Consider the following 13,400-nt stretch of genomic DNA (forward strand, 5'->3'; position numbering starts at 1 on the left):
TTAATTTTCATACCATGTTTTTAAAAGCTGACGGCTTTCACCTTGTTGTTTTTTCCAAGTATCGGGCATAACAACGGTTGGTTTGATTAAAATAATTAGTTCTTTTTTCTCTTGGCGTTTACGAATACTTTTGAATAAGTTGCCAAATATGGGGATATCACCCAGCACGGGTGTTTTTGATTCTTCATCCTGTGTTGACGTTTGCATCAAACCACCAATAACCACTATTTCGCCACTTTGAGCGCGAATAACGGTATCTGACTCTCGAATGTTGCTTTGCGCTAGAGGCAACTCAAAACGTTGATCGTCTAAAGTAATTACCTTTAGCTGCTCTTCTGTTTCAGTTACTGAAGGGTGAACATGCAAAATAACTGAGCCGTACTTGTCAATTTGCGGCGTTACATCAAGGGCAATACCAGAAAAGAACGGCGTTAAATCAATCTCAGGCGAGGTAGTTGTAGCAGTACCTGTTACCGTCGTACTTGATACATTAGTAACAAAGTATTCGTCTTGCCCTACTTTTATAACTGCTTTTTGATTGTTTGTAGCCGTAACGCGAGGGTTGGATAACATTTGCACATCACCTTGGGTTTCTAGCAAATTAATAACCCCGTTAAAGTCACCTTTTTGAATTGTCAGCGATGACGCTCCGCCAATGGCNAGCCGAAATGCTATTACTAATTGTAGAACCCGCTGTTGTAGCAAACGAAATACCGCCTTCTAAACCACTGGCTATGCGCTCCCAGTTGACCCCTTGTTGGTACTCATCTTTTAAGGTTACTTCTATTATTTTTGCTTCTAGAATAACTTGGCGTTGTAGGTTTTCTTGGCTTTGACGTAAAAACTCTTTTAGCTGACTAATTTCGCTTGGTAATGCATTTACGGTTACCAAACTAGCTTGTGGGCTTGCAACAACATATCGCCCATCGCTTGCGCCAATTAAAGACTTAAGGGCAACTTCTAATTCCTTCCAAAAATCGTTTTTATTAATTGTTTGGATTCGAGAACCATTTAAATCTAAGCTTTGATTATCGCCGCCAAACTCACTATTTTGCTGGTTACTACTACCTGAACTTGAACCACTCGAACCACTGCCACTTTGTGCAAATTGACTCACCCCACCAGCAACAACACTCACTGTAGACTGACCATGGCGTTGCATCATTAAATAATTTACAGGTATTGTTTCTGTGCGCATTTTGGCTGGTAGTACTTGTACAATTCGTCCTTCATTAACAATATCTAAAGGATACATACGCTTAATAACATTAATGACTTCATTAAACGTAACGCTTTTAAGATTTAAATTAATTGTGCCATTTACCTCAGGATGCACAGCAACACTAAAAGGGGTATCGTCTGTTAAGCCTGCAAAAAAAGCGCCTATTTCGACATCATTTGCTGCGACATCAAAACGCTTGATAGATAAATCATCACTTATAGTTTGCTCATTATTTATAGATGACAATAAGCTTTGTGTAAGTTCGCTTGGCATTTGTAAAGGCGCAATTACTTTAGGCTCTGTAGGTCTTTCAGATAATTCTTGCTCTATATGGTTTTTAACCTCTTTGCCTGGTTTAAAGCTATGGCACGCAGTTAAAAATGTAGGTAACAATAGAAGAACAAGCCACGGATGAGATAAATTATTTTTTAATTTCATAGTCATATAATTCTAATTTTATTTGTTTATCATCATTTGCTAACACAACCTGTTTTGAGTTAATGCTTAGCACCCGAAAATTATCTACAGCATCACCAACTCGATAAATATGGCCTGAAATAATGGCCTTAAATGCTGTACTGTTTTTAATAATAGATTGCAATTTAAGTTCTGTACTTTGCTTAATTGGACTATTGTTACTCACGAACATATTTGGCTGAGTCGGATCGCGAAGTTGCGCAAGCGCACTCGGTGCTAAAGCGAACAAAAGTAATAAAAAATATAAATTATAATGCGATAAATTTTTCATTAGCGCTCACTGTAGCAATTTGTAAAGTTAATTCAGCTTGAGGGTACTCTAGTACCTGATAACTAAACTCTTGTATTAATAACTTATCTTGATTATTTTTTAATGCGGCTAAATATTTTTGTAAGCTAAAGTAGCTACCTTGCAAAGTAACTACCATCTGATGCTCAAAAAATAATGTTTGCGTATCATGTTCACCTAGTTTTTCTACATCGATAGCCCGTGCTGGTTTTACATTAAAGCTACTCACTTTTACGTCGCTACTATCTACGAGCAAATCTTTTAAAACGGCAGGTACATTTTTAGCAGCTACAAAGCCTTGGCTAAAACTATTAAGTTGATTATTTATTTCGGCTAATTCATCTCTGGTTTGTGCAATTTGACCGCGTAAAACCTTAGTGTAGTCGTAGTTTAGTGCTTGGTTTAACATGGAGAGTTGCGCATTTATCTGCTGTAACTCTTGCAGCGTTGTATTGTGCTTTGAACGTATGTTGGCAACTTCATCTTGCTGTGGAAAAATAACGAACCAGAGACCGAGGTAAATCACTATAAACAAACCAACAAATAAGGTGGAATACTTCTCACGTTTTTGCAGCGATGCAAACTGAGCTTGGTATTTGACCCATAATGGCCAACCTTTATTTTTATTATTCTGGCGACTTGTTGTTTGGCTCATGGTTTATCGCCCTCATCACTAAGGTCTGTCGCTACATTAAATTCACTCACACCTGCTTGCGTAGATAACTCTAAAACTGAAAACTCTTTATCAATAAAAAATGGCGACTGTTTTAAATTATCAAACCAAATTGGTAAGAATTTTGATTGTGATGTTTGACCTTGAAGCGTCACACTTTGCCCTACAAACTTAATGTGGGTCAGCCAAATATTAGGTTCATGATACTTAGCTAAATCGTGCATTACCTGTGCGTAATCGGTTGCAGACTGATCTGAACTTTGCTCTAAATAGCTAAATATTTGCTGCTTGTGCAAAACCTCTTGCTGAAGTGTTTTTAGCTCATTAATAAAGAGTGTTTTATTTTGTTTCTCTGCTAACTGCTGTTTTACAACTTCTAACTGAGCTTTTCCTTGTTTGAGATATTGCCTATTTTGTTCTAAATCAAGCTCACTAGAATATGTTTTATAACTGTAAAAAGCCCACGTGATTGCAATAATTAATAGCGCACCTAACCACAACGTAATCATTCCAGACAAAGGGACTGGGTCTCGCCGTACGCGTAAGGTTTTTTGATAAAAGTTAATCCGGGTTTTCATAGCACAGACTCAGGATCTGTTAATTGATAGGCTGCCCCAAGCGCATAATAAAAATTTGGCTCTAATTGCTGCGCGAATTCTAAGTTAGGCTCAAAATCTACAACTTTTACTTGTAAAAACTCTGCAAGCCCGGCTCTAAGAGTTAATGAGGATAAATCATCGCACTGTAACTGAATGCTGCGAATTGGTGGTTGCTTGAGCTGGCTTTCAAAAAAGTCCATAGAACGCTGAATTTCTAATCCTAACGCTTCTACCAATTCTTGATTTTGATCCTTATCTGAAATACCTAAAAAACCATTTAATCGCCTAGCTAATACTAATTGCCCATCACGAATAATTAAGATTCGAGGTTCATGATTAGCATGTTGCACAATCAGCATATGCGCCTCTTTGTATGAGCCAAACAAGGTAACTAAAACCATTTCTTCAGAGGTCATTGCACGCAAAACAGGTTTAGTTTGTTCAAAACTGTCTATAAACGGAAGTAGTTGCAGCTTATTCGTAATAAACACATTCATTTTGCTGCTTTGCATCGGTAATGTTATTGGATAATCGATAAAATCAGCCACAATATTTTCAGGCGCTATATCAACTAAATCTTTTGTAGTCCAAGGGAGTGACTGAATGATTTCTTCATCACTAAGGTTTGGTTTATCCATTTGCACTATTTGATAAAAGTAGTGCGGTATGACTAAATTAACTGCACAAATATCAGTAGAAACCTCATTTGTACAAGCAACAATTGCAGCGGTATAATCGGTTTGCTCAGACACATTTACACTGTGAGAACTGTGAACCATCCATTGGTCGCGTTGTTTTTTTAAACATACTGCGTTAACAGTATCTGCGTAAGTTGCAACACCAATAGCTGTATTTGGATCTAAACTACGATTTAACCATGAAAACAGCTTTTCTTTCATATAGCTACTATTGTTAATTGTGTATGAAATAAGTGTCGTACATTTTAACTACTTTGCCAAATTGAAAACCAAAAAAATGCATGAAACATTCATAATAGATGAAAATAACTATATTCAACAAATACATAGCTCGTTTCTAAAAAAGAGAAACATTTATTTAGGTATAAAACGTGATGATTTGCTCCACCCGCTAATAAGTGGCAATAAATGGCGTAAATTAAAATATAATTTAGCGTACATGCAAAAGATAAATAAAACAGAAATTCTGACTTTTGGTGGTGCGTTTTCAAACCATATTCACGCCTGTGCAGCTGCGGGAAAAGAATTTAATATAAAAACTCGCGCGATTATTCGCGGACCTGAACTGGATAACAACAATCCAACAATCCAATTTGCAAAACATTGTGGTATGAACCTACATGTAGTTAATCGTATAGAGTATCGAAAACGCCACGACACCGATTACCTTAATGCTCTGCAAGAGCGCTTTCCAAATGCTTATATTATTCCTGAAGGTGGTACAAACGAGCACGCCTTATTAGGATGTAAAGAGTTAGTACAAAGCTTACCTGAGCATAACTACTTAGTGTGCCCTACCGGTAGTGGTGGCACGCTTGCTGGATTAATAGAAGGCAGTGCTTCAACAACACAAGTGATTGGTGTAGCAGTATTAAAACAAGCTAATTATTTAAATGAAGAAATAAAAAAGCTGAGCGCTAAAGCTAATAATCAAAACAACTGGCAGTTACTCACCGAGTTTCATGGTGGTGGCTATGGTAAGTTTTCTCCTGAGTTATGGCAGTTCTGCCAAGATATGAGCCGCACCTATAATCTGCCACTTGAACCTATTTATAGCGGAAAAATGATGTATGCATTGTGGCAACTTATCGAGCAAGATTATTTCCCACCTGGGAGTAAAATTATTGCGGTTCATACTGGCGGGCTTCAGGGGCTAAATGGACTTAAATATAGAGGATTAATTTAATTAAATACCGCTTGCGTAAACTCTTGAAGTGGCTCGGAAAAGTAAAACCCTTGAGCCCCCACTACTCCCAATTTGGCAAGCGTAAATAACTCTTTTTGAGTTTCTACACCAACGGCATATACAGGTAAATTTAAAAGGTTTGCGGCTTCAACTATCTTTTTTATTTGCCTTTGATTTTGAGTTTTTTCATTTAATAAATGAATTAGTTCGTATGATAATTTAAGCCCGCATACTTGGTTATAATTAGCTAATACAGCTATTTTCTCACTACTTTTTACATTATCAATCACAACTTGTGAACGGCTTTTTTTAATTATATTTAGTGCATTAGTTATCGATTCTCTATGAGTAAAAAACTCAACCTCACTTATTTCAAATTGTAATTTAGCACTTAATTTAAGCTCTGCTATTTGACTAGGTAACCATTCCCAAAATACATTATTAAACCAATTTTTAGGGTGTAGATTTACACTAACTGTTAAGGCCGAAGATTCACTCAGCATTAGCTTTTTAACTTGTGTTATTACTGCTTTATCTAATATTAAAGCGTCTTGATTACTATAATCCTGATTAATAAAATAACGAGCAGCTAGTAATCCAAGTTGGCTATGCCTAACTCTGATAAGAGCTTCATGTTCTAAAATTTCCCCGCTAGAGAGCTCAAATAAAGGCTGGAAGAATAATATAAATTTATTCTTTTTAATATTTTCGATAACTTGCTTACTAGAAAGTGGTTTTTCTTGACAGTAATTTAACGCTAAGCGGTGAGAATGCTGCACTAAGCTGTTTTGCGATAGCATAAGTGCTGATTTTGCTAACTGATAAACCGCAATTTTATCTGCGCCTAATCGATAGTCGCACGCACCTATTTTAATGTTTTTATGAGTCATACTTTTTTGATGATTCTGGCATAGTAAAAACACACTTTTATGGAGCTTTTCAACGTAGCTATCTAACTCGGGAATAGGAATGTGTGGCAAGGTTACGGCCAAGTAACTGGAATTTAGTATTTTTACCGACACATCTTTAAATTCAGTCAATTTTCTAGTGATTAACACTTTAAAAATAGCTTCTTTATCGGTTTTCTTATCAAAGTTACATTCAATGAGTAAAAATAAGCTATGTGATGCTGTATTACCCCCATACAAAGAACTTAATTCGCATTTTTTTACTTGTTTAATTAATCGTATTTTATTTTGTTTTTGTTTAATAATTTTAGTAGGTTGTATCATTGTATTTTTAGGCGTAATTTTGCGGCTTACATTCAATAACCCCCACCAGCGATAAGACCAGCTAGCTGCGCCTAATATGATCAAGTTTAGCAATATAAATAAGTAACTTTGTGTTACCCAAGCAGGATAGTGATAGAGGCTCAAACTTAATGTTTTGTAAGAAAAAACTTCGCGCTCTATATTCACTAAATGCCTAAAATGCTCTGCAGGCTTTGGCACTTCCAACACAAAACCTTCACTTTTAGCTAATGCGGCCAACACTTCATTGTTTATAGAAGGAGATAAATTCAGCTCGTAAACTTGTTTAACGAACTGCTGGCCAGAAGCATGAACTTTTTGATGTAATGCATCATTTAAAATAAAATTAAAACTAATAAGTATCATCAAAAATAAGACAAAAGAGATACCTTTGAAGTACTTTAAAAGCCAGAGTTTACTCTTTTGCATAGCCTGCCACTCGTTAAATTATTAACTAAAGTGTTGTTCAATATCTATAGAAGTACAAGGTCGTAAAGCAAGTTTAAACATTTATTACTACATTCAATAAAAAGCCTCGGATAAACGAGACATAATAGTTTAAATTAGTTAGGTATTAGATAAAAGCCTACATGGGGGCTGTTTAAAAGTCTGTGTCATTTCAGCATTATTAAATAGATGGACTGATAATTAATTTAATTGCTCATACATAATTTTACTTCGCACTAATTGAGCGAGTGTTTTAGCACCTAATTTTTCCATTACATGAGAGCGATGAACTTCAACTGTGCGTTCACTAATACTAAGATCGCACGCGATTACTTTATTCATTGCCCCATCAGTCACTCGTTCAAACACTTCACGTTCTCGACTCGACAACGATTCAACATTAATCTTATTTTTATGCTTATCGAGTGATTTTTCATGTTGTTTTTCATCAAGTACCAATGCCTCATTAATACGGTCAATCAAGTGCTGTTCATTAAATGGTTTTCTAATAAAATCAATTGCTCCTAAACGCATCGCTTCTACAGCCATCGGGATATCACCATGCCCGGTAATAAATATTATTGGTAATGAGCAATTTAAATCTTTAAGTTTTTGTTGTAGCTCTAAACCACTCATTTTAGGCATGCGTATATCCAATACTAAGCAACCAGCCATGGTTTCATTATATACATCCAAAAACGCAGCGCCTGAACTAAAGCTCTGAGCGTCAATATCAATAGAGTCTAGTAGTATTTCAAGCCCTTCACGAATACCTTCATCGTCATCAATTATAAAAACGCTTTGCTTATCGCTCATAAACGACTCCTCTATTATGTGTTGGCAAAGTAAACATAAAAATAGCTCCTGTTGGCTTATTGTCATAAAAGTGAATATGCCCACCATGTTCTTCAACAATGCTTTTAGATATAGATAGACCGATGCCTGTGCCATTTTCTTTGGTTGATGAAAAGGGTTTAAATAACTTCTCTCTCATTTCTTCAGGTAACCCTGCACCGGTATCAGCCACTGATATCTCAACATATTTATCTTCATTCAATTTTATTTCGAGCTCTATTTTTGAATCATTTTTATAAGCATTTAACTGCATAGCTTCCATACCATTGCGTAATAAATTAAGAATAACCTGCTCTATTTGCACCCGATCAACAAACACATCAATTTGTTCATCACATGTAATTATTCTGACAGTAATATTGCGAAGTCGCGCTTCTGATTCTGCTAGGTTTGTTACTTCTTTTATTAAAAATATACAATCAATGACTTCTTTTGATCGTTGCCCTTTTTTGGTCATTAACTGCATACGCTCAATAACGGCTCCCGCTCGACGAGAGTGTAAACTTAGTTTTTCAAATATTAAGGGGAGTTTGTCAAACCTCCCTTTCTCACAAAAGTTTTTTGCCGTCTGAGAGAAAAGAGAAATAGCCGTCAGAGGTTGATTTATTTCATGTGCAATTCCTGCTGCCATTTCACCCAATGCATTGACCCTTTCGGTATGCGCTAATTGTTCAGTATGAAGCCGGGCTTGGTCTTCTGACGCACGTTGCTTGGTAATATCTCGAATCAAACCTACAAACATTGTACTTTCATGATTCTGTATTTCACTTACAGATAAGTGAATTGGAAATGTTGTGCCATCTTTATGCTTAGCTACAAGCTCACGACCCACACCAATAATATGCGTCTGCTTCGTTTTTAAATATTGAGCTAAATGCTGGTCATGGTGTTTACTAAATGATGTAGGCATTAATATTGTTACGTTTTTATCTTTTACTTCATCTGAGGTATAACCAAACATAGCTTGCGCAGCAAAATTAAAACTTTGTATAAGCCCGTATTGATCAATGGTAATAACGGCTTCAACAACTGAATTTACTACCGCATCAGAGAAAGCATAACTACTAATTAGGTCAGCTTCAGCCTGCTTAATAGAGGTAATATCATTAATAAATCCTTCAATAATAACTTCACCATTAAAAATAGAACTAACCGGTCCTCCTTTTTCCCACACTAATTTGATCCCACTATTTTTGGTATTAATTCTATATTCAAGTTCAAAGGAGCGTTTTTCTTTGACAGCCTCTGTAAGTGACGCCTGTACTCGCTCATAATCACCTGAATGTATTATTTCCCTCCACAGCATTCTATTTTTTTTAAACTCAGCTCGAGAATAACCAGTTAAACTTTCGCACCCATCACTAACCAGTATCATAGGCCAGCTCATAGTATTAAAAGACTGATATGCCATGCCGGGAAGATTTTTTAATAAATATTCAATCTTATAACGCCCGTCTTTTATTTTACTGCGTGCAAATAAATAAGTATAAGCAGCCAACACAATTAAAAAAGCAATAAAAATACCAAGTGAAATTAAAATTCTCATGATTTTATAGTGAGCAATATACAAAAACTCATCACTGGGCGATATGCTTATCTCCCACTTATGACCTTGTAAATCATAGGATGCTTTTTTATCCCAAATGCTTGTAACAGGAAATGAATTTGTTTGATCTGAATATACTTTTTGCCCATCAATAAACAGCGTAAAATGATATTCCTTAAGTAAAAATGCAGGTACAACTGTCTTAATGTAAGGTTCAAAAATCAACGCACTTGCAATAAAACCCTCTAGTTTTTTATTGGTGTTAAAAACAGGAATATATATTCCGATACCCTCTCCACCATAAATAGATTGCAAAGGTGTTGTGACGACTGCTTGTTCTGTATTTTGTGCTTTTATTGCGGCTAACAATGCAGGCAGATTTAATGCCAAATTAAAATCGATGGCGATCTCATTACCTTGCTTTGGTATTATTCTTCGCACATGTAATGATCTATCAATCCAACCTATGGCTTGATAGCCATGTTGCGAATCGTACAATGTTTTACTGATTACTTCCCAATCACCTTGTGGCATATCGCTTGATATAGAAGACAACTTAGATAACTCTGACAGTGATGTTATTCGCCCTTCCAAATCATCTTTAAGCAGTGTTTTAATACCTTGGGCAGTATTTTGCGTTACTCGTTCAATATGGATTCGCTCTTGGGAATCTATATGAAATACTATAAAAATCATTAAACACGTAACCAGTATTCCTACCATTATTGCGTACAATAAAATAGCTAATTGGGATGAGGAAAATACTTTCGATTTTTTATCACTGTAATTCATGATGAATTTAAACTAGCGCCTCGTTGATTAATAACTAATGCGTTTACCCACTACGCACTGCATTATTTTATAATCCGTTATCACTCCCATCCGCGTCAAGGATTAACTAAGTGATTAAAAATAAATAAATCAAACAGTTATACTTTCAAGATGTGGATTCCCACATGTATTTACGTAACACCACGAATAGCCTCACTTTAGTACTTGTTTTACCATAATTATACACGCAGCTTCTAAGCGTTATTAATTTTAAAATCAGAGTCTTATTTAATTTAACTGAGGATATTATCATGAGCTATGCAACAACAAATCCATATACAGGTGAGATTATAAAAACTTTTCCTGATGCTACTGATGCTGAAATTACTCAAGCAATAGAAAATGCCGATTCTGCATTTCAATCATGGAAAAAAACACCTTTCTCTTCTCGCGCTAAAATAATGCAAAAAGCGGCTGACTTATTACGTAAAGATGTAGTTAGTTACGCCAACTTATTAACTTTAGAAATGGGTAAAATAACATCAGAAGCAAAGGCTGAAGTTGAATTATCCGCAGCTATTTTAGAGTACTACGCGAATAATGCTGAGAGACTTCTCGCATCAGAAAAATTACCCGTTGCAGATTCAGCTGAGGGCGAGGCAATTATTATCCATGAACCACTTGGTGTATTGCTTGCCATTGAGCCATGGAATTTCCCGTATTATCAAGTTGCTCGTATTATTGCGCCGCAATTGTCAGCGGGTAACACTATGCTACTAAAACATGCGGGTATTGTTCCACAATGTGCAGCAGCATTTGAAGCACTTATGCTCGAAGCTGGTCTGCCAAAAGGCGCTTTTAAAAACCTATACGCCGCACATTCCCAAACAGAAATGATCATTTCTCATCCATTAGTTCGTGGTGTTGCACTTACCGGTTCTGAAAGCGCTGGTGCAATCGTTGCTTCTACCGCTGGTAAAGCACTTAAAAAGTCTACATTAGAGCTTGGTGGTGCAGATGCATTTGTTGTACTTGCTGACGCTGAAATGGAAAAAACGGTTAATTGGGCAGTATTTGGTCGTCACTGGAACGGTGGGCAAGTATGTGTATCGTCTAAACGAATGATCATCGAAGATGAAGTTTATGATGAGTTTGTTGAACTTTATACTGCTGGTGTTGCTAAGTTGCAAGCAGGTGATCCGCTTGATCCCACTACAACTTTGGCGCCATTGTCATCACAAGGTGCAGCTGATGAACTAAAAGTTAAAATTAACGAAGCGATCAAGCTTGGTGCAATAGCCACTGAAGTGGGTCCTAAAGTACCTAGTCAAGGCGCCTTTGTACAACCCACTATTTTAACGAATATTAGCGAAGATAATCCGGCTCGCAACTGGGAATTCTTTGGTCCTGTGTCTATGTTATTTCGTGCAAAAAATGAAGATGACGCAATTAGAATTGCGAACGACTCTCCATTTGGCTTAGGTGGCTCTGTATTTACGTCAAACCCTGATCATGGCTTAGAAGTTGCCAAAAAAATATCTACCGGCATGGTGTTTGTAAACCATCCAACGATGGTAAAAGCCGACTTACCATTTGGTGGTGTTCGCCGTTCTGGTTATGGTCGTGAACTAATTGGCTTGGGTATTAAAGAGTTTGTTAACCACAAACTAATCGACGTTGTTGACATTGATGCGCCATTTTAAATAGCGCAGTTTAATAAAAACCCCTTAAATATTAATAGGAACGATTATGAATAACAAAATGAAAGCAGCCGTTGTTGAGCAATTTGGCAAACCTTTAGTTCTACGCGATTTAGATATTCCATCACCTAATGCAGGGCAAATATTAGTTAAAACAGAAGCCTGCGGTGTATGCCACACAGATTTACATGCAGCAAACGGTGATTGGCCATTAAAACCAACTCCACCATTTACTCCTGGCCATGAAGGCATTGGGCTAGTTACCAAAATTGGCGAAGGTGTTACAAGCGTAAAAGTAGGCGATAGAGTCGGTGTTCCGTGGCTATATTCAGCTTGTGGACACTGTGAATTTTGCTTAAGTGCTTATGAACCAGTATGTCCTGATGCTGAGTTTGGTGGCTACACTAAAGATGGTGGTTTTGCCGAGTATATTATTGCCGATCCTAATTACGTTGCACTTATTCCTGATGGCTTATCAGCAGTACAAGCGGCCCCTATAATTTGTGCTGGTATTACAACTTACAAAGGTATTAAAGAAACCGATGCTAAACCAGGTGAGTGGGTAGCAATTTCAGGTTGTGGTGGACTTGGTCATTTAGCGATTCAATATGCCAAGGCGATGGGTCTTAAAGTGTGTGCGATAGATATTGATGACGGTAAGCTTGAACACGCAACCTTACTTGGCGCCGATGCAGTCGTAAATGCTAAAACAGATAATGCAGCAGACACCGTCAAAGAAATAACGCAAGGTGGCGCCCATGGCGTACTTATTACGGCTCCTTCCCTACCAGCATTTGAGCAAGGGGTTAATATGACCCGTAAACACGGTACATGTGTTTTAGTTGGCTTACCGCCTGGTGAGTTTCCGACGCCATTATTTGATGTAGTAGCAAATTGCATCACTATTAAAGGATCATTTGTTGGGAACCGCAAAGATATGGCCGAAGCGCTCGCTTTTGCGGCACAAGGCAAAGTTAAGGCGGATATTGAATTACAGCCTTTAAGCGCTATTAATGAAATATTTGAAAGACTCGAACATGGCAAAGTACCATCTCGTGTAGTTATTGATTTTACACTTTAAACAGTAATAAATACGGTGGATTCATGTTAGTAAATAACATATTTCATCGTATCGCTAATTCCATAACGCCTAGATACATATTAATTCCTCTTCATGGCATTTAAATCGAGGTTCGACAATGAAAATTGGTGTTCCAAAAGAAATCCACACTGGCGAGCGACGAGTCGCGACGACCCCTGATGTAGTAAGTAAATTAACAAAGCTTGGTTTTGATGTTGTCATTGAAACTGGTGCAGGAATGGCGGCTAATTACGCCGATGATGCGTATGGTGAAGCTGGTTGTAAAATAGTTAACTCAGCACAAGATGTATGGGCACAGTCTGATATTGTACTAAAAGTACAAGCACCTGAAGGTGATGAAAATACATTACTAAAAAGCGGACAAACATTAATCTGTTTTTTATGGCCGGCACAAAACCCAGAGATGCTAAAAGATTTAACTCAGCGTGGTATCACCGCCATTGCAATAGATAGCATTCCTCGTATTTCTCGGGCACAAAAAATGGATGCCCGCAGCTCAATGGCCAACATATCAGGCTATCGTGCAATTGTAGAAGCAGCTCAACATTTTGGCCGGTTTTTTACCGGACAAATTACAGCGGCAGG

At 37.1% G+C, this 13,400-nt stretch carries 13 protein-coding genes (1 of these 13 running past the window's edge); 4 read left to right on the top strand and 9 right to left on the bottom strand.

Annotation, left to right across the window (positions count from 1 at the left end):
* From L654_RS1000000128520 to L654_RS0104635, 6 genes are all read right to left on the bottom strand, one after another.
* Positions 1–573, bottom strand: a complete 573-nt coding sequence (locus L654_RS1000000128520) for a hypothetical protein (protein WP_263640618.1) — start codon at positions 571–573, stop codon at positions 1–3.
* A 46-nt stretch (positions 574–619) separates the two neighbouring features.
* Complete coding sequence (locus L654_RS1000000128525) at positions 620–1,666, bottom strand: pilus (MSHA type) biogenesis protein MshL (protein ID WP_263640619.1); 1,047 nt, start codon at positions 1,664–1,666, stop codon at positions 620–622.
* Complete coding sequence (locus tag L654_RS0104620; RefSeq protein WP_024607419.1) at positions 1,644–1,970, bottom strand: hypothetical protein; 327 nt, start codon at positions 1,968–1,970, stop codon at positions 1,644–1,646. The genes L654_RS1000000128525 and L654_RS0104620 overlap by 23 nt, the downstream gene beginning before the upstream one ends.
* Positions 1,948–2,643, bottom strand: coding sequence for a hypothetical protein (locus tag L654_RS0104625; protein WP_024607420.1), 696 nt, complete (start codon positions 2,641–2,643; stop codon positions 1,948–1,950). The genes L654_RS0104620 and L654_RS0104625 overlap by 23 nt, the downstream gene beginning before the upstream one ends.
* A complete protein-coding gene (locus L654_RS0104630; protein ID WP_225305713.1) occupies positions 2,640–3,239 on the bottom strand; it encodes a PilN domain-containing protein in 600 nt (199 codons plus the stop codon). The genes L654_RS0104625 and L654_RS0104630 overlap by 4 nt, the downstream gene beginning before the upstream one ends.
* Positions 3,236–4,159 (bottom strand): hypothetical protein, encoded by a 924-nt coding sequence (locus L654_RS0104635; RefSeq protein ID WP_024607421.1) that lies wholly within the window; start codon positions 4,157–4,159, stop codon positions 3,236–3,238. The genes L654_RS0104630 and L654_RS0104635 overlap by 4 nt, the downstream gene beginning before the upstream one ends.
* Positions 4,160–4,235: 76 nt before the next feature.
* On the opposite strand from L654_RS0104635, the gene L654_RS0104640 reads away from it, so the two are divergent.
* Positions 4,236–5,144, top strand: coding sequence for a pyridoxal-phosphate dependent enzyme (locus L654_RS0104640; RefSeq protein ID WP_024607422.1), 909 nt, complete (start codon positions 4,236–4,238; stop codon positions 5,142–5,144).
* On the opposite strand, the gene L654_RS0104645 is transcribed toward L654_RS0104640, so the two are convergent.
* From L654_RS0104645 to L654_RS0104655, 3 genes are all read right to left on the bottom strand, one after another.
* Positions 5,141–6,823 (bottom strand): EAL domain-containing protein, encoded by a 1,683-nt coding sequence (locus L654_RS0104645; protein ID WP_024607423.1) that lies wholly within the window; start codon positions 6,821–6,823, stop codon positions 5,141–5,143. The genes L654_RS0104640 and L654_RS0104645 overlap by 4 nt on opposite strands.
* Positions 6,824–7,042: 219 nt before the next feature.
* On the bottom strand, positions 7,043–7,657 hold the full coding sequence (locus L654_RS0104650; RefSeq protein WP_024589873.1) for a response regulator: 615 nt from the start codon (positions 7,655–7,657) through the stop codon (positions 7,043–7,045).
* Complete coding sequence (locus tag L654_RS0104655) at positions 7,647–9,938, bottom strand: PAS domain S-box protein (RefSeq protein WP_225305714.1); 2,292 nt, start codon at positions 9,936–9,938, stop codon at positions 7,647–7,649. The genes L654_RS0104650 and L654_RS0104655 overlap by 11 nt, the downstream gene beginning before the upstream one ends.
* Positions 9,939–10,324: 386 nt before the next feature.
* Here L654_RS0104655 and L654_RS0104660 point away from each other — a divergent pair, with 386 nt between their 5' ends.
* The 3 genes from L654_RS0104660 to L654_RS0104670 form a co-directional block, all read left to right on the top strand.
* Complete coding sequence (locus tag L654_RS0104660; RefSeq protein WP_024607425.1) at positions 10,325–11,716, top strand: NAD-dependent succinate-semialdehyde dehydrogenase; 1,392 nt, start codon at positions 10,325–10,327, stop codon at positions 11,714–11,716.
* 58 nt (positions 11,717–11,774) lie between these two features.
* The gene (gene adhP, locus L654_RS0104665; protein ID WP_197173245.1) at positions 11,775–12,794 is read left to right on the top strand and encodes an alcohol dehydrogenase AdhP; all 1,020 of its coding nucleotides are present in this window, start codon (positions 11,775–11,777) and stop codon (positions 12,792–12,794) included.
* Positions 12,795–12,912: 118 nt separating this feature from the next.
* Positions 12,913–13,400, top strand: partial view of a Re/Si-specific NAD(P)(+) transhydrogenase subunit alpha gene (locus L654_RS0104670; protein WP_024607427.1) — the 5' end (the start) only. It continues 1,048 nt past the right edge of the window; 488 of the gene's 1,536 nt are visible here — the first part of the coding sequence; the start codon lies at positions 12,913–12,915; its stop codon lies off the right edge, out of view.

The organism is Pseudoalteromonas sp. TAB23 (assembly GCF_000498075.1).
Taxonomy (GTDB): Bacteria; Pseudomonadota; Gammaproteobacteria; order Enterobacterales; family Alteromonadaceae; genus Pseudoalteromonas; species Pseudoalteromonas arctica.